This window comes from Streptomyces pallidus (ex Mingjun et al. 2026), assembly GCF_051550185.1.
GTDB lineage: Bacteria > Actinomycetota > Actinomycetes > Streptomycetales > Streptomycetaceae > Streptomyces.
This window is the reverse complement of the sequence record NZ_CP196181.1, coordinates 396,617-420,870: the sequence shown is the minus strand read 5'-3', so window position 1 is coordinate 420,870 and position 24,254 is coordinate 396,617. Positions and strand designations below refer to the sequence as shown.

Genomic DNA, 24,254 nt, shown 5'->3' with positions numbered 1-24,254 from the left:
CCCGCCGATGACCGATCTGGTGACGACGGCCCCCGCCCACATCCGCGGCTTCCGCGCGGGCGACGGACCGCAGGTGGTGGAGGGGTGGCGGCGCAGTGCGCCGGCCGACCCCATCACCGCGGACCGCTTCCGCTCCCTGGTCCTGCTCGACACCAACTTCGATCCGGAGGGCCTCCGGGTCGCCGTCGCGGGCGACCGTGTCGTCGGTGCGGCGTACGCGGTGCGCCGTCTGACGCCGATGGCCGGCACCGACCTGGAGCCGGAGCAGGGCTGGATCCCGTTCTTCTTCGTCGACCCGGCCGCCCGCGGGCGCGGCCTCGGCCGCCGACTGCTGGCCGACGCCCTCGACTGGCTGCACGGCCACGGCCGTACCCGGGTCGACTTCTCCTCGTACACCCCGAACTACGTCCTCCCCGGCCTGGACGCCGAGGCGTACCCGGAAGCGGCCCGGCTCCTGGAGTCCCTCGGCTTCCACACCCTGTACGAGGCGGCGGCGATGGACCGCCGCCTGGTCGGCTACCGCTTCCCCGAGGACGTCGCGCACCGCATGGAGGAACTGACGGCCAAGGGCTACCGGTTCGCCACGCCGTCCGACGACGACGTGGTGGACCTCTTCGCACTCGCCGGCAGCCACTTCGGCCCGGACTGGGCCTGCACGATCCGGTCCTGTCTGGCCGCGGGCACACCGCTCGACCGGATCGTCGTCGTCAGGGACCCTGCGGACCGCATGGTCGGCTGGGCGATGCACGGCGCGTTCGACGCGGTGGACGAGCGGTTCGGTCCGATCGGGGTGCTGGAGGAGATGCGCGGCACCGGCCTCGGCGAGGTCCTCCTGCACCTGGTCCTGGAAAGGATGCGGGCGCGCCGCGCGCACTCCGCGTGGTTCCTGTGGACCGGCGCGCAGTCCCCGGCGGGCAGCATGTACCGCAAGACCGGCTTCACCACGACCCGGGTGTTCCGCGTGATGCGCCGTGAGGCCGCTCGGTGACGCCGTCCCGCGGCGGCGGTTCCGGTGGCGGCCCGAGCCGCCGTCACTTCGCGTTCGCCCTCCCGGCGGCGCTGCTCGCCTCCGGTTGCTCCGCACCGCACCGGGGCACCGGGCGGCCCGGTGACCCGATCGTCCTCACCCTGCTCTCCCACTACGCGAGCGGGGTGCTCAAGGACGCCCTGCAGGGCCCGGTCGACGAGTGGAACGCCACCCACGACCGGGTCAAGGTGCAGACCAAGGCCGTCGAGTTCACGGACCTGCTGACCACGTTCATGGTTCGGCAGGCCGCGGGCCAGGGCGCCGACATCCTCCACCCGTACTGCCTGTGGAACGGCCAGCTCGTCCGGGCCGGGGTCCTGCGCCCCGCCCCGTCCGAGCACGCGCAGGAGATCACGCGCGGTTACGGCCGGGCCGCTGTCGACGCCGCGTCGGTGGGCGGCCGGGTGTACGGCTACCCCACGGAGGTGCAGACGTACGCCCTCTACTACAACAAGCGGCTGCTGCGCGAAGCCGGTATCGACGGCCCGCCGCGCACCTGGCGGGAACTGGAGGAAACCGCCTACCGCACCGCCCGCCGCGACCGCTACGGCAACACCCTGGTCCAGGGCTTCGGACTGTCGACCGCAGACGACTCCACCACCGTCGGCCAGACCCTCGCCCTGCTCAACGCCGCCGGCGGAACGTTCGTCTCCCAGGACGGCAGGAGCACCGCCATCGACTCGCCGGCCGGCCGGGCCGTGTTCGACCTGGAGCACCGCCTCGTCACCGGGGGCGCGAGCGCTCCCGGTGTCAACGTCTACAAGGCGTTCCGCTCCGGGCAGGTGGCCATGGTGGTCAGCGCCGGCTGGTGGACCGGCAGCCTGAAGAGCCAGATGGGCGCGGACTACCGCGACGTCGGCGTCGCGCCGGTGCCCCTCCCCGAGGCGGACGGCGAGCGCGCCACGCTCTCCACCGGCTTCATGCTGGGGGTCAACGCCGCCAGCAAGCACCCGGGCGCCGCCTGGGAGTTCCTGCGCTGGCTCAACAGCGAGAAGGTGAACGTGAAGGGTGCCGGGACGGCCGGCAAAGCGACCCGGATGAGCGCCCTCCAGGTGTCGGTCGGCTCCCTGACCGGCCGCGCCGACGACATGCGCACGCTGCTCGGCTCACACGCAGATGCCAACCTGCGCCCCTTCCTGGACGCGCTGGCTTACTCGGTGCCCGAGCCGAACGTCCCCGGCGCACAACAGGCCAAGTCGCTGCTGCGCGCGAACATCGAGGCGCTGTGGACCGGTCAGCAGACGGTCGACCAGGCCCTGCGCACCACCCGCCGCCAGGTCGACCGAGAGGTGTCGCGCTCATGGTGAACACCCTGACGCCGGCGACGACCGAGCGGGCGGCGCCCGGCACGCCGCCCGCCGGGCCGGCCACCGACGGACGCGCCCGCACCCGGCGCCGCCAGGTCGTCGTCGCCTACCTCTTCCTGGCGCCGACGCTGCTGTTCTTCGCCGTCTTCCTGATCCTGCCGCTCGGCTTCGCGCTGCTGCTGTCGATGTCCCGCTGGGCCGGGTTCGACCTCGGCGAGATCCAACCCGTCGGCACGGACAACTTCACGAGCCTCTTCGCGGACGGATCGACGTTCCTGGCGCCCGTCCTCAGCAACACGCTGCTGTTCGCCCTCGGTACCGTCGTCCTCGCGCTCGCCGGGTCCGTGGTCGTCGCCACCTGCATCGACAACCTGCGGTTCCAGGGCCTGTGGCGCACCCTCTACTTCCTGCCGATCGTGACGACCGTCGTCGCCGTCGGCAACGTGTGGAAGTACATGTACGAGCCGGGCGGCCTCGTCAACGGCGTCCTCAACGCCCTCGGACTCGGCTCGGTGGCCTTCCTCCAGAACCCCGGCACCGCGCTTCCCTCGGTCGTGGTCGTCCAGGCATGGGCCTCGGTCGGCTCGGCGATCCTCGTCCTGACCGCCGGGCTGAAGTCCATTCCCGAGTCGTACTACGAGGCCGCCGAGCTCGACGGCGCGGGGCCGGCCACCGTCTTCTGGAGGATCACGCTGCCGCTGCTGCGGCCGTCCCTGCTGCTGGTGTGCATCACCCAGCTCATCGGCGGTCTGCAGTCGTTCGCGCTGATCGTCGTGATGACCAAGGGCGGACCGGGCGACGCAACCAACGTGGCGGCCCTGGAGATGTACCGGCAGGCCTTCTCGTACGGCCACTGGGGCCCGGCGAGCGCCGCCGCCTTCGTCCTGTTCGTCGTCGTCCTCGTCGTCACCCTCGTGCAGTTGTGGATCTTCCGGCGCAAGGGGGAGGAGGCATGATCCGCCGCCGTTTCCCGTGGTTCTCGTACGGGGTGGTCGTGACCGGCGCCGTGCTCACGGTGGTGCCGTTCCTCGACATGGTGATGACGTCGTTCAAGGGGGCCGGCGAGGCCGGGACGCTGCCGTACCGGTTCCTGCCCGAGGCGTTCGACGTGTCGAACTACCGGGCGGCGATCCACCAGCTCGACCTGCCGGTCCTCTTCCGCAACAGCGTCATCGCAACCGCAGTGATCACCGGGTCGGTGCTGCTCACCTCGTCACTCGCCGGGTACGCGCTCGCCAAACTCCGCTTCCCCGGCCGGGACCTGGTCTTCCGGCTCGTCCTGTCAACGATGATGTTCCCGCCGTTCCTCTTCTTCATCCCGCACTTCCTGATCCTGGTGCACTGGCCGCTGGCGGGCGGCAACGACCTGTTCGGGCGCGGGGGCGCGGGCCTGACCGTCAGCATCGCGGCGCTCGCGATGCCGTTCCTCGTCAACGGCTTCGGCATCTTCCTGATGCGCCAGTTCATGGTGTCGATCCCGGACGAGGTCCTGGAGGCCGCGCGCATCGACGGCGCCGGCGAGTTCGCCGTGTGGTGGCGGATCGTCGTGCCGCAGACCAGGCCGGTCGTGCTGACGCTCGGTCTGCTGACGTTCGTCCACGGGTGGAACGAGTACATCTGGGCGCTGCTCGTCACGACCGCCAACCCGGACGTGATGACGCTGCCCGTCGGCATCCAGCTCCTGCAGGACTACGTGGACCCGACCCGCACCATGCCGATCGTCATGGCCGGTCTCGTCCTGAGCACCCTGCCGGTCCTGATCCTCTTTCTGCTCCTGCAGAAGTACTACATCCGCGGGGTGATGCTCAGCGGCCTCAAGTGAGCGGGAGCCGTGCAGTCCTTTCGAACAGCGGTCGATCGGACAAGCGAAATCCGGTCGACGATAAGGCGGAAAATAGAACTAGTCATCACGGATGGGTGTGGAGTACGCCGTGCTTCCGCCATCGACCTCCGCGCACCCACAGGATCGGGCTTCCGGAACACCACCACGAGTTGACCGGTGCGTGGTCCGGAGGCAGATGGTGTCAAGGCAAGTGGAGACGGGTGCATGCTCAAAGCACGGCTCAAGAAGCTCTCGGTGGCCCTGTCGGTGCTCGGACTGGCCCTCAGTGGCGCGGCCGCAACCCAGGGAACCGCCCACGCGGCCAGTTACGGCTGGGTCTACATCTCCTTCCCGAAGTGGCTCGGGAACTGCCCGAACGCGACCGTCACGGGAATCCAGGCGTACACGGACTACTGGAACACCAACTGGGACTGGGGTGACGACCTGGTCTACGGCAAGGTCGCGCTCGGCCAGCGCAACACCGTCATCGGCAACCTCTACTGCAAGCGGCCGGGCGGCGGCTACTACCAGCCCGTGGCCCGCTACGACGTCGTTCCGACGCGCAACGGGCAGACCGTGTGGGTCGGCCCGGGAGGCTGGACGCGCAACTGACCAGCCGGCGGGACGACGGCTGACGGCCCGGGCCCCGGGACGCGCGCGCGTCCCGGGGCCCGACGCCGTGTGACGCCGTTCCCACGGGCTGCTGCTCCCGGCTGCCGCCGCCGGAGCGCCGCCGACGAACACGAACGGCCCCATGCCGACATCATCCCCGCCCCCGGGGCGCGACGCCTACGGAACGGGCGCCGGGAGCGGTGCGGGTTCGGCCGGTGACATGCTGTCCCGGGCCCCGCCGGGTAGTCTGGCGTCGAGCTCGACCGCCGACGGAACGGGCGGGACGGCACCACGCACTGCCGGCACCCCGCCCTCCGCCCACCAGGGCGGGGCGGCCGAGCAAGGGCCACGGCCGGGCGGCACAGAGCCTCGCCCGGCGCCCGCAACGTCCGCGGGGTCACAGCCGGACGGTCCGGCGCTCCGCCCCGAGCGGCGATCTCGCACATGCCCGCATCAAGGGCGGTGTGGCGGGCATGCGCCCAGTAAGTCGATCGCCTGTTCGGCCGGAGTCGTACGGCGCCGGCCCAGGGCACGGGAGTGAACGTCATGGTCGAGCTGGCTTGGGCTCCGGACGGACGGGCGCCGGCAGTGATGCGGCAGCCCCGAAGCACGAATGGATCGGGTGGTGCCGTATGTGTGGCCTGAGCGGGGAAGTCCGCTTCGACGGCCGCAGGCCGGACGTTGCCGCGGTCGAGCGCATGACGGACGAGATGGAGGACCGGGGTCCCGACGGCAGAGGCCTGTGGTCGCAGGGCGCCGTGGCCCTGGGCCACCGCCGCCTGCAGATCATCGACCTCACCGAGAGCGGTGCCCAGCCGATGACCGACCCGCAACTGGGCATCTCCGGCGTCTTCAACGGCTGCATCTACAACTACCGGGAACTGCGCGCCCGCCTCGAAGGGCTCGGACACCGCTTCTTCTCCGGGTCCGACACCGAGGTCCTCCTCAAGGCCTACGGCCAGTGGGGGCCGGGTTGCGTCGACCGCCTGGTCGGGATGTTCGCCTTCGCGCTGGTGGAGCACGACACCGGGCGCGTCGTACTGGGCCGTGACCGCCTGGGCATCAAGCCGCTGTACCTCAACCAGGACGGCGACCGCCTCCGGTTCGCCTCCTCCCTGCCGGCCCTGCTGGCGGGCGGCGGAGTCGACACCTCGCTGGACCCGGTGGCCCTCCACCAGTACCTGAGCTGGCACGGCACGGTTCCGGCGCCCCGGACGGTGCTGTCCGGCGTACGCAAGCTGCCGCAAGCCACCGTCCGGATCGTCGAACGGGACGGGACGCACCGCGACCACTGCTACTGGCAGCCGCCGTACTCCCGCCGCCCCGAGGAGGGCACCGACCCGGAGCACTGGCGCCAGGCCGTCCAAGAGGCCCTGCGCACGGCCGTACGGCGCCGCATGGTCGCGGACGTGCCGGTGGGCGTCCTGCTGTCCGGCGGACTGGACTCCAGCCTGATCGTGGCCCTGCTGGCGGAGGAGGGGGTCGGCGACCTGGCCACCTTCGCCATGGGCTTCGAGTCGGAGCGGGGCGAGGAGGGCGACGAGTTCCACTACTCCGACCTGGTCGCCCGCAGGTTCTCCACCGACCACCGCCAGTTCATGATCGCCTCCGACCGGCTCCCCACCGCGCTGCAGGCGGCGATCGGCGCGATGAGCGAGCCCATGGTCAGCCACGACGCCGTGGCGTTCCACATGCTGGCGGAGCAGGTCGCCAAGGACGTCAAGGTGGTGCTGTGCGGGCAGGGCGCGGACGAGGTGTTCGCCGGCTACCACTGGTACCCCGAGATCGCCGCGGCCGACCGCGCCGGCGCCGCCGACGCCTACGCGGACGTCTACTTCGACCGCACGCACACGGGCGTCGCCTCCCTGCTGCACCCCGACATGGTGGCCGAGCACGACGCCTCGCGGGACTTCGTCCGCGCCCACATGGCGGCCCCCGGCGCACAGACCGCCCTCGACGCGACCCTGCGCCTGGACGTCCAGACGCTGATGAGCGACGACCCGGTCAAGCGCGTCGACAACATGACGATGGCCTGGGGCCTGGAGGCGCGGGTGCCGTTCCTCGACCACGAGCTCGTCGAGCTGGCCGCGGCCTGCCCGCCGGAGCTGAAGCTTGCGCAGAACGGCAAGGGCGTGCTCAAGGACATCGGCCGCCGGATCCTCCCCGCCGAGGTCGTCGACCGGCCCAAGGGGTACTTCCCGGTTCCCGCGGTCCGGCACATGGCCGAACCGGTCCTCAGCCGGGTACGCGAGGCCCTGACCGCCCCGGAGGCACGCCGACGCGGCCTCTTCGACCAGCACCGCGTGGCCCGGATGCTCGCCGACCCCGCGCACCACCGCACGAAACGCGGAGCCAGCACCCTGTGGCAGGTGGCCTCGCTGGAGATCTGGTTGCAGACCCACGGCATCGACTGACACCGCCCGGTGGAAGTCCCCGGATCGCCCGGAAGCCCCCGCAGCCCTCGAAGAGGCCCGACATGTCCCTGGACCGCTCCGAACGGCACGACCCCGCCCGGACCGCCGACGCCGCGGCGCCGCCGGGCCGGGCGGCCCGGCCCGGCGGCGCGACCACCGCGCCCCCACCGCCCCACGTGGAACAACCGCCTTCCGGATACCCTCCGGGGCCGGGCCCGCAGGGCCCGGAAGGCGGTTCCGCGCCCGATCCGGCACGGGTGTCCGCACAGGCCCCGGCCGCGGCACCCGTCCCGCTCCGGCTGGCCGACACCGCAGCCGCCGTGGACCTGCCCCCGGTGCTCAAGGCCCACGGCTGCTGGTACCCCTCGGCCGACCCCACCGGCGACCACGTGGCGTACATCTGCGACCGGGCCGGCGTACCCCAGCTGTGGAGCGGCCCCGCCCACGGCGGCACGGCCCGCATCCTCGACGCGGACCCGGACCCCGTGACCGAGGTGTCCTGGTCGCCCGACGGCCGCTGGATCGCTTACACCTCGGCGCCGGGCGGCAGCGAACACACCCGGGTGCTGGTCGTCCGACCGGACGGCACCGGAAGGCAGGTGCTCGCGGGAGCCCAGCCGGGCGCCTCCGCCCACCTGGGCGCCTGGACCCGCGACGGGGCGCTGCTCGCCGTCACCATCGCCGAGCCGGGCGCCGCGGGCGCCCACAGCGGCGGCGGCCACATGCCGCAGGACGCCGGAGCGGGACCGGGGAGCAGCCCCCTGGCGACGGGGTGGGCGGAACGCGCCCCGCGCGACGGCCAGGCCACCTTCCTCGGCACGCCCGCCCCTCCCGCCGGCGGGGACGGCGCGTCGGCGGGGCCGGGGACCGGGCCCCCGCTGCTCACCCCCGTGCCGGGCCGTCCGGCCGCGACACCCGACGGCACGCCGGCAGCAGCCGTGGCCGGTGCCGGTGGACGACTGGCCGTCTACCTCGTCGACCCCGACGGTGTCCAGGCGCCCGCCCTGCTGTTCAGCGAGCCGGGTGCCGCGTCCCTGCGCGCGTGCGACATCGGCGCCGACAGCCGGTTCGTCCTGCTGCGCCGCGGCCCGCGCGGCCGCCGCGAGGCCCTCCTCCTGGACCGCGTCACGGGCCGCATCACCTTCCGGCTGGCGGTCGCCGACGGCGACCCGTGGATCGGCCGGCTCGCCCCCGACTCACGGACCCTGTGGCTGCGCAGCGACGCCGACCGCGAGTTCGCCGCGCTTCTCAGGGCCCGGCTGGACGAGAACGGGGCCATGGAGGCCCTCTCCGTGGCGGCGGAGCGCGAGGAGACCGCCCTCGACCTGCTGACCCTGCCCGACCACGGCCGCTGGGCGCTCCTGGCGTGGAACGTGCACGGCGCGAGCGAGCTGGAGAGCGTCGGCCTGCCGAGCTCCGACGGATTCGACCCCGTCGGACCCGGCCACCCCTCGCCGCTGCCCCACGAGGTGGTCACCCGCATGGCCCCCGTCGCGCGCGGCGGCCTGTTCGCCGCCCTGTCCGGGTCCCTGCGCCGGCCCGGCATCTGGGAGGTGACCGGCGACTACGACCCCGTACGCACCGCCTGGACGGCGACCGACGAGGACGCCGCCCCGCCCGGGCGGCCGCCCGTCCGCCCGGAGCCCCTGCGCAGCCACGCCCGCGACGGCCTGAAGCTCGGCGGCTGGTACTACCGGGCCCGCGAAGGGGCCCCGGGACGGCCGGCCCCCTGCGTCATCCACCTCCACGGCGGTCCGGAGGAGCAGGAACGACCGGTGTTCAGCCCCCTCTACCACGAGATCCTCGGCCGGGGCATCGACGTCTTCGCCCCCGACGTGCGCGGCTCGTCGGGCTGGGGCCGGTCCTTCGTGGACGCCGACCTCGGCCCCGGCCGTTTCGCAGCCATCGAGGACGTCGCCGACTGCGCCGCCCACCTCGTCGCCCGGGGATACGCCGATCCGCTGCGGCTCGCGGTGATGGGCCGTTCGTACGGCGGCTACCTCACCATGGCGTCTCTGGTCTGGCACCCCGAGCTCTTCCGCACCGGCGTCGCCGTCTGCGGCATGTCCGACTTCGCCACCTTCTTCGCCGGCACCGAGCCGTGGATCGCCCAGTCCGCGGCGGCCAAGTACGGCCACCCCGAGCACGACGCGGCCCTGCTGCACGCCCTGTCCCCGATGAGCCGCATCGACCGGCTGCGCGCACCCGTGCTGGCCGTCCACGGCGAGCACGACACCAACGTCCCGCCGACGGAGTCCGAGCAGTTCGTCCGCGCCGCACGCGACCGCGGGGTGCCGGCCGAGCTGCTCACCCTCCGCAACGAGGGCCACGACTTCCTCCGGGCGGACAACCGCCGCCTCTACCGGCGAGCCGCCGCGGACTGGCTGCAACAGCACCTCCTGCCCGACCGCACCGGTTGGTGATCTCACCGGGCTGGACGGTGAGGGTGCAGAGGCGCTGGGTGGCCCGGGTCAGGGCCACGTACTCGATGTCCAGTTCACGGTGCAGATGTTCGCCGCCGCCGGCGAACTCCAGCGCGACCGAGACCTCCGCCTCGGCGGGAGTCCACGGGCCCGGCGGGGCTTCCCGGCCTCGTCCGGCGCCCGCTCGGCGGATGAGGCGCGGTCGATACGGCCATTCCGCCGTGGCCGCCCGGCTCCGCCGATACGCTCGGGGCCGACGAACGGTGAGGACAACGCCGTTGGCGGGGCCGGGCTGTTCAGGACGGGGAGTTGCGATGGGATGGCTGAACCGTCGACGCGCGCAGGAGTCACCGGACGAGGCGGTCCGCAGCCTCGTGACACACCTCTCCTCCGGCAACCCCCTGGCACCCATGGCGCCGACGATGGTGACCCAGCCGGGGGAGACCCAGTACGCGGACATCGTGGTCGGCTGCCACGCCTTCTACGGGACGAACGTCGAGTACTCCTCCGGATACGCCGTCCAGGGCGGCCCCCTCTTCATGGCCTTCGGCGTCCTCACCGGCGAGTTGCACAACGCCCGGACGCGTCGGCAGGCACAACGCATGGCAGAGATCCAGTGGCGGTGGGAGGGCGAGATCAGGGTGGTGCTCACGGACCGCAGGCTCGTCGGATTCTTCGGTACCGGCGCCGAGGTGTACTGGCTGGAACACCTCCTCGCCCTCACCCCCGCCTCCGACGGCCGGGCGGTGAACCTCACCTTCAACGGGGGTGCGCCCCTGCTGTTCTCCGGGGCCTGGGCCCCGTGGCTGTGCGTCATCACGGCGGCGCTGGTCCACCGCAGCCCCTGGCCGCCCGGTCACCCCCTGCCGGACTTCGCCGCCCCGGCCCCGGCGCCCGCGCCCGCCCGGCTTCCGGCGGCACCGCCCGCCCGTGCAGCGCTGCCCTCGGCGCGCAGCGCGCCGACGGAGGTGCCGCTCGCCGAGCGGCTGGCCGAACAGGTCGACCCGCTCCCGCCGGACCGGGCGGCCGAGATCCTGTCCGGGCACCCGGCGACCACCGTGGAAAAGGTCCTCGACCTGCTCGGCACCCGCAAGGCCCGGGAGGTACGCGCGTCCCTGCAGAGCCGCCGCGAGGGCTGACCGGGAAGACCCGCTGGGGTGCGGCCCGCCCGGCCGCGTACGCTCGCCCGCATGCCCCGCTCTTCGAAGGCGGCCCGCCGACTCGTCGCCGACGGGCGCACCTACATCTGGACGATCCGCCACGGCCACTGCGTGCTGGACGACGGCGGCTGCCGCAAGATCCTCACCCTGCGCCGTCACCCGTCGGGCACCGGCGGCGTGCTGCGCTTCGTCTTCGACGAGGGCCCCGGCCGGTACGTCTCGGGTTTCACCGCGGGGTCGGGGGAGGTGGGTGCCGTCGGCATCGGCGCCCTGAACCTCCACGAACCCGGCACCGTACGGTTCTTGCTCGACACGGCCCTGGCCCGCGGGTGGGAACCGGGGGAGAGGCGGGAGACGAAGGTCGACGGCTGGACCTTCCTCAAGGCGACGGTCGCCGCACGCGGCTGAGCCCGGCCCGGCGAACCGGCCGGCGCCCCGCGTTCTCAGGACGGGCGAGCGGGGGGCGGGATGCGGGCCACGAGTTCTCGGGCGGCCCGGAGCAGCTGCGCGGTGATCTCCTCCGGGGGCCGCTGCCGCCCACCGCGTTCTCCCAGCGCCGTCACCGCTTCGATGAGCGGATCCAACTCCCTGCACCTCCCGTAGGCTTCGGCGACCTCGTGGAGGATGAGTGAAGCGCCCTCCGCGGGGTCGAGCCACCCGTCGACGATCTCGGAGGCCCACCAGCGGGCGAGCGCAAGCCGGCCCTCCCAGTAGCCCTCGGGCGGGTGGAACCCGAAACCGAGCTCGTCCATGACCCTGCCGAACAACTCCGGTGCCTCGTCGTGCTCGCAACGGCTCAGCGCGCCCAGGTGCCACAGCGACGGCGTGTCGACGCCGGCCATCACCGCGCGCTGGGCAGCTGCGATCAGGACCTCGGCGTCAGTGTGTCCGCCGTCGACCCACGCATGGGCCGTCTCCCGCAGTTCCCGCACCGCTCGGGCCACCGTCGCGGGGGCTTCGCTCGTCGACATGACGGCATGCTGCCACGCCCTGCCGCCGCCGGAAATCGGATATCGGCCCCAGCACGGGGTGCGCTTCGGCGGCGGCGACCCGACAAACCGACCGCCCGCCGTGCGCGACCTCCCCGCCCCGACCTGCGCCCGCACCACCTTCGGCTCCGGCCCCGGCCTTGCCCTCACCACACGGGGCCCGCAGTAGCGTCGACAGCACCTACGGCCCGATCCTCCAGGGCCCGGCCGCCCGCCACACGTGGTCGGGGTCGACTACTCCACCACCGCAGACCACCTCGTTCCCCGTGGCCATGGTCGAGCGTCCGCAGGTGTGGCCGGAGCTCATCAGCGACTTCCTCCCCGTGGTGGGCTTGCGGGACCGGGAGACAGAGGGCTTTTCACCTCCAGCAGCCTGAACGCCCTGCTCACCGCACGCCGTGCCGCGCACGACCGCGGCGAACCCCTGGTCCTCGTCGCCCCCAGCCGGGGCGTGCGGCACGTCCTGGAGATCACCGAACGCACCGGGTCTTCCGCACCGTCCCGAGCTTCGACGAGGCGGTACGACCCCACGGAGGTCCTCCACCGGACACGGTGTGAAGCGCGACCAGAGGGGCAGACGCTCCGGCGTGAACGCGCCTCCGGTCCGCACGGGAGCTGTCATGCGCCCACCGCACGTACCGCCCGCCACCTCGGCGTCCCACCACCGCTGCCTCGCCTTCCGGTCCGACGATCGCAGCGACGCCGTCCGCCCGGGTCTCACCTTCACCCGGCGTGCCCTGGCCGACTGGGCGCCCGACGCCGACACCACGGCCGTCGACGACGTCCTGCTGGTGGCGGCCGAACTGCTCGCCAACGCCGTCGACCACGCCGGCGGCCCCCTCGCCCTGTACCTGCGCCTGGAGCCGCGCTCCGCCCGGCTGCGGATCGAGGTCTCCGACCGGGTGTCCGCCGAACCGCGCGTCCGCCCCCTCCTGCTGGACGAGCCGCGCGGACGGGGCGTCCGCATCATCGACCGGATCGCCGCGGACTGGGGGAGCCGCCCGGAGGAGACCGGGAAGACCGTCTGGGCCGAACTCCACTTCCCCGCCCCGTGACCAAACGGCCGTCAGCCCGGTCACGAAGGGCAGCGGGCCGCCTCGGCGCGCCCGTGCGCAACAGGCAACGGGCTTGCATGCCCGGCCGGTTCGGGGGCACACGGCAGGGACAGCGGACGATCAACGAGGAGGGAACGGGGAACGATGACAGCCGACTCGTCACGCACCTCCGCGCCGACCATCACGGGCACCGTCACCACCGCCGTTCCTGCCCGCCTCGACCGCCTGCCATGGTCCCGATGGCACTGGATGATCGTGATCGGCCTCGGCACCGTCTGGATCCTCGACGGACTCGAGGTCACCGTCGTGGGCAACGTCGCCGGCCGCCTCGCCGAGGAGCGAAGCGGCCTCGACATCACCTCCGCCCAGGTCACCGGCGTCGCCGCCGCCCTCTACGTGGCGGGTGCCTGCTCCGGGGCCCTGTTCTTCGGCTGGCTGACGGACCGCTACGGCCGCAAGAAGCTGTTCATGGTGACCCTGGCCGTCTACCTGGGCGCGACCGCGATGACCGCGCTGTCGTTCGACTCCTGGTGGTTCTTCCTCTTCCGGTTCCTCACCGGCTTCGGCATCGGCGGCGAATACGCAGCCATCAACTCGGCGATCGACGAGCTGATCCCGGCGCTCTACCGGGGCCGGGTCGACCTGATCATCAACGGCAGCTACTGGCTGGGCGCGATCGGCGGAGCCCTGCTCTCCGTCGTCATGCTGGACACCGACCTCTTCCCGCAGAACCTCGGCTGGCGGCTCAGTTTCGCCCTCGGTGTCGTCCTCGGCCTGGTCATCCTGCTCGTCCGTCGGCACGTTCCCGAAAGCCCGCGCTGGCAGTTCATCCACGGCGAGGAGGAGCACGCCGAGGAACTGGTGGCGTCCGTGGAGCACCGGATCGAGCAGGAGAAGGGCGAAGCCCTGCCGCCGCCCGCAGGGGAGATCACCGTCCAGCAGCGCAAGAGCATCGGCTTCGGCCTGATCGCCAGGACGGTCTTCCGCCGCTACCCGCGCCGCGCCGTCCTCGGCCTGTCCCTCTTCATCGGCCAGGCGTTCCTCTACAACGCCGTCACCTTCGGCTTCGGTGCCGTCCTCAGCACGTTCTTCGACGTGCCGACGGGACACACCGGCTACTACTTCGCCGTCATCGCCGCGGGCAACCTCCTCGGACCGCTGCTGCTCGGCAAGCTGTTCGACACGCTCGGACGCCGCATCATGATCTCCTCCACGTACCTGCTCTCGGGCCTGCTCCTGCTCGGCACGGCATGGCTGTTCGAGCGGGGATCGCTCACGGCGACGACCGTGACGGCCTGCTGGTGCGGGGTGCTGTTCTTCGCGTCGGCGGGAGCCTCCAGCGCGTACCTGACCGTCTCCGAGGTCTTCCCCATGGAGACCCGCGCCATGGCCATCGCCTTCTTCTACGCCCTCGGGACCGCGGCCGGCGGAATCAGCGGCCCGCTGGTCTTCGCCGACCTCACGGAGTCGGGCGTCGCCGCCGACACGGCACTCGCGTTCAGGATCGGCGCCGCCCTGATGTGCGCCGCCGGGCTCGTGGCGGTGTTCCTCGCGGTGAAGGCGGAACGCCGCTCGCTGGAGGACGTCGCCGAGCCGCTGTCGGTGGCCGAGCCGACCCCGGCCGGGCCGTGACGTTCGCTGCGGCTCATTCCTCGCGTCGGCCGTCGCGTTGTGGTGTGCGCCGCCCTTCACGCCTGGAACTGCTTTTCGTGCCATCACCCCGGTGGGGAGTCTGCTCGGATTATTCGTCCGTCGTAGTCCGAGGGGTATGTTTCCTTTCGCAAGATCCCTCCGTGATCTCTTCATTGCACCGGAGGATGCACCTCCGGTGGTGACCTCTTCCTCCGGAGGAAAGATGAAGGGATCCCTGCGCACCCGTCTCGCGAGCGTCGCCGTCGGCGCCCTGGCCCTCGGTGGCATGTTCACCGTCACGGCCCCGGCCGCCCAGGCCGCGCCCAGCGACTGCACCACCTACCTGGCCGCCTTCGGCTTCTCCAGCACCGACATCAACCTCGCGTGCACGGTCGGCGGTTCCGGCCTGCCGGCGGACTCGGCCCTGTGCCGCCTGCTGCTGACGAGCGTCTCGGCGGTGCCTCCGGCACTGGCGCAGACGGCGTGCTCGCTCGCGAAGCTGTGACGCGCGACCGACCGACCGACTGACAATGGACGCCTGTTCGTCAGGCAGCCGCAACAGGCGCCCCGGGAAGACGCCCGAAACGTCTTCCCGGGGCGTCGTTCCATGCTGCCCACCGGACGGGCCGTCGCGCAACGGGCCCCCGCCGCGCCGGGCTTGGCCTGCGCGGGACGAATCGGCGATGTCGGCACCCGCGCCCCTCGCACGTCCGGTCGGCGCCCCGGGACCCGGAGCCGGTCAGGAGACGGAGACGGCGAGGGCGTCCAGGGATCCGGGGAGTGTCCGCCCGCCGTCGACGATCAGGGTCTGCCCGGTGATGAACGGAGCCTCGTCGGAAGCGAGGAAGAGCACCGCGTGGGCGATGTCCGCGGTCTCGCCGAGCCGTCCCAGCGGGATGGCCCGGCCATCCGGCGCAGGTACTCCGGGCCGAGGCCGACCAGGCCCTCGGTACGGACGTTGCCGGGCAGCACGGCGTTGACGGTCATCCCGCGCGGTGCCGACTCCAGCGCGGCCCCCCGCACGAACCCCAGCTGCCCCGCCTTGCCGGTCACCACCACGGACCGTCCCCGCCACTGCGTTCACGTCATTCCGCGTTCCGCCCTTTCCTCGTTCCGCCGCGGCCGGGAGCCCAGCCGGTGGCCGTGCCGTTGCCGCCTGCGGACGCCTGCCTGCCCGGCTCGGCGACCGACTGCACCGCCAGGGTGTCGTCGCGTGGCGGGCGCGCGCCGGATCAGGTCCAGTCCGTGGGACGACAGGCACCCGCACGGTGGCGGATCTTCTGTGTCCTACCCCCGTGAAAGCGCAGGTCACAGGCTTCGGCGTGCGTTGCGGCAGTGGCGCAATACTGTGGCAACACCATCCGCTGCGGGGCGTCGGTATGTTCCCTCGCATGCCAGTCGAACGCACCCGTGAGCACGCCGTACCCGTCGCCGCAGCGCCGGCGCAGGCTGCGCGCGGACCGGGCGCGGCAGCTCGCCGACCTGCTGCGCCACCAGATCCTGGCGGGTGGCTACCCCGGCGGTGTCCTCCCCCTGGAGGACGCCCTCGCCGCCGACTACGGCGCCGGCCGCAACACCGTCCGCCAGGCCCTCGACCTGCTGCGCGGGGAGCGGCTCGTCGAGCGCCGCCCGGGCGTCGGCACCGTCGTCGTCTGCGAGAAGTACCCGCACGCCCTCGACCGCCTCCAGGGTCTGGCCGAGACCCTGCACGAGCACGGACAGGTGTCCAACGAAGTCCGCGCCGTCGGCCCGGTGCCCGCCCCCGCGCCCGTCGCCGGCCGGCTGCGACTGCCCGGACACTGCGACGTGCTGTACATCGAGCGGCTGCGCCGCCTGGGAGGCCTGCCGCTCTCCCTCGACCTCACGTACGTCCCCATGGACGTCGGGGCCGGACTCCTCGGCTGCGACCTGGAGAACACCGACGTCTTCCGGCTGCTGGAGTCCCTCACGGGCCGCCCCCTCGGCCACGCGGAGATCACCCTGGAGGCCGTCAACGCCGCTGCTCGCGGCGACCGCCCCGCCCGCGGCGACCGTGCCGCCCGCGGCCGCAGGCCCGGAGGCGGCCGGGGCCGGGGGCACGGTGCAGGCCGGGGGGCCGGGCGTCGCCTCGGCGCGGCTGCTGGCGCTGCTCGCGCTCGCCGAGGAGGGGCCGTCCCTCGCGGTGCTGGAGCCGTACCTCGCCGACCCCGACCCGGCTGTACGGACCGCCGCGGTCGCCGTCCTCACCGATACCGCCCCGGCCGGGGCGGTCCGGTCCTCGCCGCCCGGCTGGCCGATCCGGTGTCCGCGGTACGGGCGGCGGCCGCGGCCTCGCTGCGGGAGCTGGTCGAGGTGCTGGAGCCCGCGCCGGAGCTGGGGGTCGCCCTGCGCGCGGTGCTCGGGGTGGCGGACCCGGTGGTGCGGGCCGCGGCCCTGGAAGCCCTGCGCGCCCTGCGGCTCGGGGAGACCGGGCTGTACGCGGGCCTGCTGGCCGACCCCGACCAGGACGTCCGTATCCACGCCGTGCGCGCCCTGGTCTCCGTGGACGCCGTCGCCGAACTGGCCCGGGCCGCGCAGGACGGGGCCCGCGAGGTCCGGGTGGCCGTGGCGAAGGGCCTGGCCGCCGTCCGCGCACCCGCCCGGAGACGCTGGGGCCGCTGCTGGCCGACCCGGACCCCACTGGTGCGGGGCGCGGCGCTGGCCGCACTGGCCACCACCGGCTGCCCGGCCCCGTACGCCGCCGCCGCGGTGGCCGCCCTGGCCGACCCGACCTGGCAGGTCCGGGCGGGCGCGGCTGCGGGCCTGCGCGCCGCCGACCCGGCGGTGGCCGTGCCAGCCCTGGCGGCGGCCCTCGGCGACCCCGACGTGGACGTCCGCAAGGCCGCCGTCCTGTCCCTGCTGCCCCACGGCGCCACGACCCCGGCGGCCCGGGAAGCACTGGCGACGGCCATCACCGACCCGGACGCCGATGTGCGCGCGTACGCCTCGCGCACGTGACCGCCGCCGTCGCCGGCTGCACCGACCGCGGTCAGGGCAAGGGGCGTTGTCGTCGGCCCGGCACCGCCACGGCCGAGCCCGGACGGCGGGTGGCGGCGCCACCGTGGGCCGGTTCGCCGACTCGTCGGCTGGTGCGCTAGGCCGTACGGTGGAAGGAGCAGGAGGCGCGTGCCTCCGCATCTCGTTGCGGCGGTGTCCGTCTCGCCACAGGCCGCGACCACACCCCTGCCACCACCCGCGGGTACCGCCGCGGGTCAGGGCGCCGTGGGCGGCCCTCACCCCTGGCGAAGGGGGAATTCTCCAATGCGTAGCAAGAACAAGCGGATCCGGCGCGTGTGCGCCGCCTGTGCCGCCCCGCTCCTCGTCCTCGGCGGCGCCGTCACCGCGAGTGCAGTCGTCCCGGGTACACCCGCCGTGGCGCCGGCATCCGCCGTGAGTACGGTGCAGCAGTCCTCGCCGGGCGAGATCCTTTCCCTGGTCAACGCCGAACGGGCCAAGGCGGGTTGTGAGCCACTGACGGAGAACGCGAAGCTGATGCAGGCAGCCCAGGCCCACGCCGATGACATGGCCAAGAACAACCTCAGTGGCCACGACGGCTCGGACGGGTCCACCTACCTGGCGCGGATGGAAAAGGCCGGGTACTCGCCCAACGGTCCGTCCTCGGAGAACGTCTCCGGGCCCGGCTACGACTCCTCCAAGGCCCACGTGGACGGTTGGATGGCCAGCAACAAAGGCCACAGGGCCGCGATTTTGAACTGCCAGTACAAGGAGACCGGCATCGGTACGAGCGGTCAGTACGCCGTCCAGCTCTTCGCCGTTTCTTCCCGTTAGCCGCACGGCGACCATCGAAGGCTGGTGCAACCCATGCGCACGTCGACCCGTATCGCCGGTGTCCTCGCCGGCCTGACCCTGGCGCTGGGCGGTACGGCCGCCCTGGCCGCTCCCTCCGCCGTCGCGGACATCCCCGGCTGCATCAACCAGGTCGAGCGCGAGCTGCAGGGTGGTGAGGCCCCCGACTCCGTCCGGATGGCCTGCTATGTCGGTCTGACCGGTGACCACGAGCAGTGCGTGGCCGGTCTGACCCAGGCCGGTGTCCCCGGTGCGACCGCGGCGAGCGCCTGCCGCGCGGCGCCCCAGTAGGACCCGCTTCCCTGCGCGTTCCCTCCCGTTGCCGCGCGGCCCCGCACGGCCCGTCTCCTGAAAGCAGGTAGGTCCGATGCGCACGCCGACGCGTATCGCCGGTGCCCTGGCCGGCTTGACCCTGGCCCTGGGCGGCACGGCCGCCCTCGTGGCCCCGACCGCTCACGCGGACATCCCCGCTTGCACGCAGATGGCCGCGCAGGCGGGCGCTGAGATGACGGACGCCGTCACGGCGGCATGTACCCGAGGCGTGAGCGGGGACGTGCAGGGATGTGTCTCCGGGTTGACCCAGGCGGGCGTCCCCGGCGGCGCCGCGAACGGCGCCTGCCGGACGGCCGCCCACGAACCGCGATAGGCCGCTGCGGGGTCAGGAGCAGGAGTGCCCGTCGGGCGATCGGGCCTGCAACGGGATGACTTCTCCGCTCCCGTCACCCGGAATGGTCAGACATCCCCTTCCTTCCACGCGCGTAGGCCGGGACCTGTGGTTTCCTGAGCCGCCCCGCAAAGTAGCGGGGCAACCACGTGGAGTGAAGGGGATGCTGTCGTGAGCGTTCTGGACATCAAGTTGGACCGGTCGTTCGACGTCTTCGACTCGGACCGCGACGGGCGGCTCGACAAGGCGGACGTCATCGGACTCTCGGACAGGCTCGCCGAGTCGCTCGGTGTCACCCCCGAAGTCGTGGCCGGACTGCGGGACTCGCTGGCGGACCTCTGGGACACCGTCTTCCAGAAGATGGACAAGAACGCCGACGGCGGGGTCGACCGGCAGGAGTTCCGGGCCGCCTTCCGGGCGCGGATCGTCAGCGACCAGAACAGGATCTGGGAGCGGATCAGGAACATGAGCAACGCCTGGACGGCGCTCGGCGACCGCGACGGAGACGGCATGCTGAGCCGCGAGGAGTACACCTCGCTGCTCCACGGCATGTTCCGCCTGCCCCGCGAGACCTTCGACGAGGCGTTCCACCACCTGGACGTCGACGGTGACGGCCAGCTGAGCCGTGACGAGATCAGCTCCGCGATGAAGGAGTACTACACGAGCGAGCACCACGCGGCCCGCGGGAACCAGTTCTTCGGCCGTCTCTGACAGTCGTCCGACGGGGCCGAGGGGCGGAGAGGAGGAAAGTCCTCGTCATCCCCGGCCCCGCCGCCCGCACGGGCTCCTCCGGAGCCGATTCGTATGGCGTTCCCGCTCGTTGACCGGAGAGGAAGCCGATCACCCACCCCGTACCCACTGGAGGACCTCTTGATGGCCGATGCCGCACTGCCGGTGATTGTTCTCTCCGACTCCGACCCGCTCCGCCGGCACGAGACGGCCGAACTGGTGCAAGGCTGGTACCGGACCTCCTTCCGCGTCCTGCAGGTCGGAGGTCCGGCTGAGGTGGTCCGCGCGCTGCGCTCGCTGGCCGACCGGCAGGTCCCGGTGGCCGCCGTGCTCGCCGACGGAGCACCGGACCCCGGGGCCGCGCAGCACCCGGGCGTGCGCTGGCTCCCGCTCGCCGGGCACGGCGCCGCAGCCTCCGACGCCCCCGCCGGCGGGGCGGTCCGGAGCAGCGACGACCCGGCCGAGCGGCTTCGGGGCGCGCTCGACGACTCCCTGTGCCTGTGGAACGCCGACCGTCACGGCGATCTGCCGACCGCCGAGGTACGCGGCAGCCGCTTCTCACCCGCGGCCTACGCGGTGCGCGACTTCCTGGGCCGCAGCGGCGTGATCTTCCGCTGGCTGCCCGAGGAGGACGTACGCGACGCCCCCGTGACCGTCCGGCTCGGCGACGGCACTTCGATGGTGGATCCCTCGATCAGCGAGCTGGCCGAGCGGCTCGGTCTCATCCGGCCGGCCGAGCAGGACCACTACGACGTCGCGGTGATCGGCGGTGGTCCCGGAGGCCTGTCCGCGGCCGTGTACGCCGCCGCCGAGGGCATGAGCGTGGTCGTGATCGAGGACGACGCACCCGGCGGGCAGGCGGGGTCGACCTCACGGATCGAGAACTACCTCGGATTCCCCGTGGGCCTGACGGGTGGTGACCTCGCCCAGCGCGCCCTGCAGCAGGCCCGTCGGGCCCGCGTCGAGTGGCAGCCCACCCGGGTGGCCAGCCGGGTGACCCCCCTGGTCACGGGTGACCACGCCGTCGAGTTCGTCAAGGCCGGTACCGAGGAGACGGCCTCGGTGACGGCGGCCGCGGTCGTGGTCGCCACGGGCGTGGACTGGAACCGTCTGACGGCTCCCGGCGTCGACCGCCTGCTCAACTCCGGTGTCTACTACGGCGCTTGCCTGTCCGACGCCCCCTCGGCCGCCGGGGAGGACGTGTACATGGTGGGCGCGGGCAACTCCGCCGGGCAGGCCGCCCTGTACTTCGCGCGCTACGCCCGTACCGTGACCCTGCTCGTACGCGGCACCGACCTCGGCGCTTCCATGTCGAGCTACCTGGTGCAGCGCATCGAGCGGACCCCGGGCCTGCAGGTCCTGCTGGCGACCGAGGTGGTCGAATGTCTCGGCGGGACGAACCTCACCGGGCTCAGGCTGCGCCACCGCGACGGCAGTGAGCGAACGGTCTCCGCGCAGTGCCTGTACGCGCTGATCGGCGGCCACCCGTCCACCGACTGGCTCGGCGGCATGCTGAAGCTCGACGACCGCGGGTACGTCCTGACCGGAAGCGGCGGGGCCGGTCCGGACGCGCTGCCGATGGAGACCAGCGTGCCCGGTGTGTTCGCGGTGGGCGACGTGCGCTCCGGATCCGTCAAGCGGGTCGGCGCCGCCGTGGGCGAAGGAGCGGCCGTCGCCCAGTCCCTGGTCGAGTACCGGCGGCGGCATCCCGACCGCTTCCGGGATGCGCGAGCAGCCTGCGGCTTCTGACGGGCGGAGCCGCCGCCGGCGGGAGCGGATCGCCGAACGTGCCGATCCGCTCCCGCCCGCACGGGCCTTCGAGATCCCGGGGCGGTTCCGACCTGCGTCGCTCACCCCATCGAGAAGAGGAAACTGGCGGAGTCGTAGTAGTCGGGCAGGTGTACCAGGCGCGAGCCCGGGCGCGGGGGGTCGGTCTTCGGCCAGTTCTGCGGGCCCAGCAGGTGGTCCGGGTAGTCGCTGCGCGGGACCTGTGGCACGAACCAGATCCGGAACGTGCCGGGCCAGCCCTGCCGTTGGAACCTCCAGAGCTGGGCGTCGCGGCCCCTGTCGGACCGGCAGGGGCGCAGGGTGACGGCGACGTTGTTCCCGCCGGCGGTGGTGCCGTCGAGGCAGGTGCCCGTACCCGTGTGCCGGATCTGATAGGTGCCCTGGCCGGCGGGCAGGCGCTGCCAGCCCTGTGAGGCGTCCCCCGTGCACGGTTGGAGCTCCAGCGCTCCGCCGGAGCCGTCGGCCGGACCGACGCACAGCCCCGAGTTGACGTTGAGCAGCGGGAGCCCGGCGGGACCGGTCGTGGGTGAGGCGGATGCCGTGGGCGAGGCCGACGGGCCGGTGACGGGGAGGGGCGCGGTCGAGGCGCTCGGTGTGGCCGTGGTGGGGGCCTGGGCCTGGGCCTGCGCGGTGGCGGACAAGAGCTCCGGCTGCGCGGTCGTCGCAACCGCGTCCGGGTGCCCGCCGGACGGGCCGGGGCCCACGGCCATGAGCGCGGGCCCGGCCTGCCCCGACCTGTCGTCAGCCGGCAGCAGCACGAAGGCGGTCACCGTCGTCCCCGCGACGGCCACCACCGCCGCGGCCCATTTCGCCGTGCCGAACGGCGACGCCGTGAACTTGGCCCCGCCCAGCTTGCTCGCCGCCAACTGGATGCCGGGCCCGCCGGCGGACGACAGGAAGGAGCCCGGGTTCCACAGCAGGATCCCGCCCAGCAGCAGCGCGCCCATACGGCCGTTGACGTCCCGCAGGTCGCGCTCGGCCCGGGTGCAGTCGGCGCACCCCTGGAGGTGCCGCTTCAGATCCCGGGTGACGCGTTTGCCCGGTCTGCGGAGCGAGGCCGCGAGCTGACCCCCGTAGTGCTGGCACTCGTCGCTCGCGGCCTGGTCCAGGTGGGCGCGCAGGTACGCCTCGCGCAGACCTTCCCGGGCACGCGCGGCCAGTGATCCGACCCCTCCCGCCGATATCCCGAGGCGCCGGGCGGTGTCGGCCGCGGGCTCGTGCTCGACGACGGCGTGCCACAGCACGGCCTGCCAGCGCTCCGGCAGGGACCGGTACGCCCGCAACACCAGGGACCCCTCCTCCGCCGACACGACGGCGGCCTCGACGTCCTGCCCGTCGGCGAGGTCCTCGGCCCACTTCTCGAAGTCGTCCGACAACCGGGTCCGGGCGCCGCGCCGTACCCAGTCGGCCGCCACACGGCGCACACAGGTCAGCAGGTAGGGCCGCCAGGCGTACTCCGGCCCGGCACCCCAGGCCACGGCCCGGTACGTGCGGGCGAACGCCTCGGCGGCGAGATCGTGGGCGGTGGACTGGTCCCGGCAGCAGGTGCGGGCGTACGCGAGGACCGCGGAGTGGTGACGGGCGAACACCTCACCCATCACGTCACTCGTCTCGGGCCCCTTCGACGCCGAGGGGCGCTCGTTGCGCAGCAGTGCGCACAGCTCGGCATCGCTGAGGCTGCGGAGGTCCTGCTGACGGGCAGTTGCCGATGTGGTCAACGCTAGCTCCCATTGACTTGCTGGTGGCCGGCACGGCGAGTGCCGGGCTTGTCTGCAGCGGGGGGTGCGACGCTGCGCCCGGCCGGAATTCGCGCAAGTGTGCACGCTCACAGGGGTTATGAGCAAACGTCAGTGGCATGATCGGTATTCACTCCTGTTTGGCCAGGTAGACCGGCGAGATGGGCGAGCCGGGCAGGGCGGCCGGGAGGCCGCGCGGTGCCCGGTTCGGCCGCGCCGGGCCTGTGGTGTGGCCGAAACGGCACGGTGCGGGCGGCGGCATCGGTACCGGGCGCGACGGCCCCACGGTCGATCCGGGTAAAGGCCGGGCAAAGTCGCGGGATCGCCCAGCGGCTGCACGGTCTACCCCCGCAACCACGACAGAAGAGGAGTCGCAAGTGCCGCACGAGGGGATCCCGCCCATCGCCGTGATGCGCAACGACAGCGGCGGGGAGGGCGCCGGGCGGTGTCAGTCCGCGTTGCTAGGGTCGCCGCCATGGCCAACCGTTCATATCTCTACTCCGCCGATTCGATGCCGACCGAGGAGGCGAACCCCAAGACGATCAGGTGCATATCCGAGCACAGGTGGGGCATCCCGCTCGCCCACCAGCTCATGGCCGGGTGCGGGACGACGATCGTCCCTTCCATGATCTGGAGCCCGAGGATCGGCATCGCCGCGGACTACGCCGGTGGTGCTGCGCTGCTCGGCGACCTACTGCGCGTGGTGGGCCGGGGACTTGAGGACGACCCCGAGTTCGCCGAGTGCGTCGAGAGGACCACGGCCCACCTGGAGAAGCAGCGGGCCGCGTACTTCATCCTGGAGACCGGGGAGATGATCTCCGTGACGGACGAGGACCCGGTGGCGGGTGTCGAGCGGCTGGTCTCCAGCGGCATCCCCGCAGCCGTCGCGCAGGCCAGGGCGGCGATCGCCGGCGAAGACGACGAGTGGCTGGCCTCGGTCCGCGCCGACTGGCAGGAGCACTTCGCGTCCTTCTACAGCGACCACCTCTACTTCTCCTTCCCCGGTTAGACAGCCGAGCCGCCCGTGGGCGGCGGTGGCCGGCGCAGCCACTCCTCCTCGTCCGGTCGGCG

21 protein-coding genes and 2 pseudogenes are annotated in these 24,254 nt (G+C 72.9%); 20 read left to right on the top strand and 3 right to left on the bottom strand.

The genetic code is table 11. The annotated features are described in order from the left end of the window. The first annotated feature begins 7 nt into the window (after positions 1-7). The 9 genes from ACSHWO_RS02105 (at position 8) to ACSHWO_RS02065 (ending at position 11,173) form a co-directional block, all read left to right on the top strand. The gene (locus ACSHWO_RS02105; RefSeq protein ID WP_438309800.1) at positions 8-988 is read left to right on the top strand and encodes a GNAT family N-acetyltransferase; all 981 of its coding nucleotides are present in this window, start codon (positions 8-10) and stop codon (positions 986-988) included. Next, positions 985-2,334, top strand: a complete 1,350-nt coding sequence (locus ACSHWO_RS02100) for an ABC transporter substrate-binding protein (RefSeq protein WP_438309799.1) — start codon at positions 985-987, stop codon at positions 2,332-2,334. Before ACSHWO_RS02105 ends, ACSHWO_RS02100 begins: the two co-directional genes overlap by 4 nt. After that, entirely contained in the window at positions 2,328-3,290 is a 963-nt protein-coding gene (locus ACSHWO_RS02095) for a carbohydrate ABC transporter permease (protein ID WP_438309798.1), read from the top strand. Before ACSHWO_RS02100 ends, ACSHWO_RS02095 begins: the two co-directional genes overlap by 7 nt. Further along, complete coding sequence (locus ACSHWO_RS02090; protein ID WP_438309797.1) at positions 3,287-4,156, top strand: carbohydrate ABC transporter permease; 870 nt, start codon at positions 3,287-3,289, stop codon at positions 4,154-4,156. The genes ACSHWO_RS02095 and ACSHWO_RS02090 overlap by 4 nt, the downstream gene beginning before the upstream one ends. Before the next feature lie 225 nt (positions 4,157-4,381). Continuing rightward, positions 4,382-4,768 carry a hypothetical protein gene (locus ACSHWO_RS02085; RefSeq protein ID WP_385849002.1) on the top strand — a complete coding sequence of 129 codons (387 nt, stop codon included), beginning with the start codon at positions 4,382-4,384 and terminating at the stop codon, positions 4,766-4,768. 632 nt (positions 4,769-5,400) lie between these two features. Then, the gene (locus ACSHWO_RS02080) at positions 5,401-7,182 is read left to right on the top strand and encodes an N-acetylglutaminylglutamine amidotransferase (protein WP_438309796.1); all 1,782 of its coding nucleotides are present in this window, start codon (positions 5,401-5,403) and stop codon (positions 7,180-7,182) included. Between the two features lie 62 nt (positions 7,183-7,244). Further along, positions 7,245-9,605, top strand: a complete 2,361-nt coding sequence (locus tag ACSHWO_RS02075; RefSeq protein ID WP_438309795.1) for a S9 family peptidase — start codon at positions 7,245-7,247, stop codon at positions 9,603-9,605. 314 nt (positions 9,606-9,919) lie between these two features. Next, positions 9,920-10,744 carry a hypothetical protein gene (locus tag ACSHWO_RS02070; protein ID WP_438309794.1) on the top strand — a complete coding sequence of 275 codons (825 nt, stop codon included), beginning with the start codon at positions 9,920-9,922 and terminating at the stop codon, positions 10,742-10,744. A gap of 51 nt (positions 10,745-10,795) precedes the next feature. Beyond that, positions 10,796-11,173 (top strand): hypothetical protein, encoded by a 378-nt coding sequence (locus ACSHWO_RS02065; RefSeq protein WP_438309793.1) that lies wholly within the window; start codon positions 10,796-10,798, stop codon positions 11,171-11,173. Positions 11,174-11,208: 35 nt separating this feature from the next. Here ACSHWO_RS02065 and ACSHWO_RS02060 read toward each other — a convergent pair whose 3' ends face one another. Further along, positions 11,209-11,736: a hypothetical protein gene (locus ACSHWO_RS02060; RefSeq protein WP_385848993.1), complete on the bottom strand. Its 528-nt coding sequence runs from the start codon at positions 11,734-11,736 to the stop codon at positions 11,209-11,211. Between the two features lie 638 nt (positions 11,737-12,374). Between ACSHWO_RS02060 and ACSHWO_RS02055 the strand changes: the two genes are divergently transcribed. The 3 genes from ACSHWO_RS02055 (at position 12,375) to ACSHWO_RS02045 (ending at position 14,946) form a co-directional block, all read left to right on the top strand. Continuing rightward, positions 12,375-12,809, top strand: a complete 435-nt coding sequence (locus ACSHWO_RS02055; protein WP_385848992.1) for an ATP-binding protein — start codon at positions 12,375-12,377, stop codon at positions 12,807-12,809. Positions 12,810-12,953: 144 nt separating this feature from the next. Further along, positions 12,954-14,441, top strand: coding sequence for an MFS transporter (locus tag ACSHWO_RS02050; protein WP_438309791.1), 1,488 nt, complete (start codon positions 12,954-12,956; stop codon positions 14,439-14,441). Positions 14,442-14,637: 196 nt separating this feature from the next. Further along, on the top strand, positions 14,638-14,946 hold the full coding sequence (locus ACSHWO_RS02045) for a hypothetical protein (protein ID WP_438309790.1): 309 nt from the start codon (positions 14,638-14,640) through the stop codon (positions 14,944-14,946). Between the two features lie 234 nt (positions 14,947-15,180). Here ACSHWO_RS02045 and ACSHWO_RS02040 read toward each other — a convergent pair. Further along, positions 15,181-15,488: pseudogene (locus tag ACSHWO_RS02040) on the bottom strand (SDR family oxidoreductase); the annotation flags it as partial. Positions 15,489-15,832: 344 nt separating this feature from the next. On the opposite strand from ACSHWO_RS02040, the pseudogene ACSHWO_RS02035 reads away from it, so the two are divergent. The 7 genes and pseudogenes from ACSHWO_RS02035 to ACSHWO_RS02005 all read left to right on the top strand — a co-directional run. Continuing rightward, positions 15,833-16,445, top strand: a pseudogene (locus ACSHWO_RS02035) (GntR family transcriptional regulator); the annotation flags it as partial. 276 nt (positions 16,446-16,721) lie between these two features. Beyond that, positions 16,722-17,417 carry a HEAT repeat domain-containing protein gene (locus ACSHWO_RS02030; RefSeq protein ID WP_438318868.1) on the top strand — a complete coding sequence of 232 codons (696 nt, stop codon included), beginning with the start codon at positions 16,722-16,724 and terminating at the stop codon, positions 17,415-17,417. Positions 17,418-17,720: 303 nt separating this feature from the next. After that, complete coding sequence (locus ACSHWO_RS02025; RefSeq protein WP_438309789.1) at positions 17,721-18,248, top strand: CAP domain-containing protein; 528 nt, start codon at positions 17,721-17,723, stop codon at positions 18,246-18,248. A 33-nt stretch (positions 18,249-18,281) separates the two neighbouring features. Next, the gene (locus ACSHWO_RS02020) at positions 18,282-18,557 is read left to right on the top strand and encodes a hypothetical protein (protein WP_385848984.1); all 276 of its coding nucleotides are present in this window, start codon (positions 18,282-18,284) and stop codon (positions 18,555-18,557) included. Positions 18,558-18,633: 76 nt separating this feature from the next. Then, the gene (locus ACSHWO_RS02015; RefSeq protein ID WP_438309788.1) at positions 18,634-18,912 is read left to right on the top strand and encodes a hypothetical protein; all 279 of its coding nucleotides are present in this window, start codon (positions 18,634-18,636) and stop codon (positions 18,910-18,912) included. Between the two features lie 189 nt (positions 18,913-19,101). Continuing rightward, positions 19,102-19,641, top strand: coding sequence for an EF-hand domain-containing protein (locus ACSHWO_RS02010; RefSeq protein ID WP_385848981.1), 540 nt, complete (start codon positions 19,102-19,104; stop codon positions 19,639-19,641). A 162-nt stretch (positions 19,642-19,803) separates the two neighbouring features. Then, entirely contained in the window at positions 19,804-21,408 is a 1,605-nt protein-coding gene (locus ACSHWO_RS02005; protein WP_438309787.1) for an NAD(P)/FAD-dependent oxidoreductase, read from the top strand. 101 nt (positions 21,409-21,509) lie between these two features. On the opposite strand, the gene ACSHWO_RS02000 is transcribed toward ACSHWO_RS02005, so the two are convergent. Next, on the bottom strand, positions 21,510-23,165 hold the full coding sequence (locus ACSHWO_RS02000) for a sigma-70 family RNA polymerase sigma factor (RefSeq protein ID WP_438309786.1): 1,656 nt from the start codon (positions 23,163-23,165) through the stop codon (positions 21,510-21,512). Between the two features lie 493 nt (positions 23,166-23,658). Between ACSHWO_RS02000 and ACSHWO_RS01995 the strand changes: the two genes are divergently transcribed. Further along, complete coding sequence (locus tag ACSHWO_RS01995; RefSeq protein ID WP_385848975.1) at positions 23,659-24,192, top strand: DUF7822 domain-containing protein; 534 nt, start codon at positions 23,659-23,661, stop codon at positions 24,190-24,192. Positions 24,193-24,254 lie beyond the last annotated feature (62 nt).

What these genes read in the sequence shown, in the direction of transcription:
- ACSHWO_RS02070 (WP_438309794.1), top strand. Translation starts at nt 9,920, where the DNA reads ATGGGATGGCTGAACCGTCGACGCGCGCAGGAGTCACCGGACGAGGCG.
- ACSHWO_RS02020 (WP_385848984.1), top strand. Translation starts at nt 18,282, where the DNA reads ATGCGCACGTCGACCCGTATCGCCGGTGTCCTCGCCGGCCTGACCCTG.
- ACSHWO_RS02065 (WP_438309793.1), top strand. Translation starts at nt 10,796, where the DNA reads ATGCCCCGCTCTTCGAAGGCGGCCCGCCGACTCGTCGCCGACGGGCGC.
- ACSHWO_RS02085 (WP_385849002.1), top strand. Translation starts at nt 4,382, where the DNA reads ATGCTCAAAGCACGGCTCAAGAAGCTCTCGGTGGCCCTGTCGGTGCTC.
- ACSHWO_RS02005 (WP_438309787.1), top strand. Translation starts at nt 19,804, where the DNA reads ATGGCCGATGCCGCACTGCCGGTGATTGTTCTCTCCGACTCCGACCCG.
- ACSHWO_RS02025 (WP_438309789.1), top strand. Translation starts at nt 17,721, where the DNA reads ATGCGTAGCAAGAACAAGCGGATCCGGCGCGTGTGCGCCGCCTGTGCC.
- ACSHWO_RS02055 (WP_385848992.1), top strand. Translation starts at nt 12,375, where the DNA reads ATGCGCCCACCGCACGTACCGCCCGCCACCTCGGCGTCCCACCACCGC.
- ACSHWO_RS02090 (WP_438309797.1), top strand. Translation starts at nt 3,287, where the DNA reads ATGATCCGCCGCCGTTTCCCGTGGTTCTCGTACGGGGTGGTCGTGACC.
- ACSHWO_RS02105 (WP_438309800.1), top strand. Translation starts at nt 8, where the DNA reads ATGACCGATCTGGTGACGACGGCCCCCGCCCACATCCGCGGCTTCCGC.
- ACSHWO_RS02080 (WP_438309796.1), top strand. Translation starts at nt 5,401, where the DNA reads ATGTGTGGCCTGAGCGGGGAAGTCCGCTTCGACGGCCGCAGGCCGGAC.
- ACSHWO_RS02060 (WP_385848993.1), bottom strand. Translation starts at nt 11,736, where the DNA reads ATGTCGACGAGCGAAGCCCCCGCGACGGTGGCCCGAGCGGTGCGGGAA.
- ACSHWO_RS01995 (WP_385848975.1), top strand. Translation starts at nt 23,659, where the DNA reads ATGGCCAACCGTTCATATCTCTACTCCGCCGATTCGATGCCGACCGAG.
- ACSHWO_RS02075 (WP_438309795.1), top strand. Translation starts at nt 7,245, where the DNA reads ATGTCCCTGGACCGCTCCGAACGGCACGACCCCGCCCGGACCGCCGAC.
- ACSHWO_RS02015 (WP_438309788.1), top strand. Translation starts at nt 18,634, where the DNA reads ATGCGCACGCCGACGCGTATCGCCGGTGCCCTGGCCGGCTTGACCCTG.
- ACSHWO_RS02050 (WP_438309791.1), top strand. Translation starts at nt 12,954, where the DNA reads ATGACAGCCGACTCGTCACGCACCTCCGCGCCGACCATCACGGGCACC.
- ACSHWO_RS02095 (WP_438309798.1), top strand. Translation starts at nt 2,328, where the DNA reads ATGGTGAACACCCTGACGCCGGCGACGACCGAGCGGGCGGCGCCCGGC.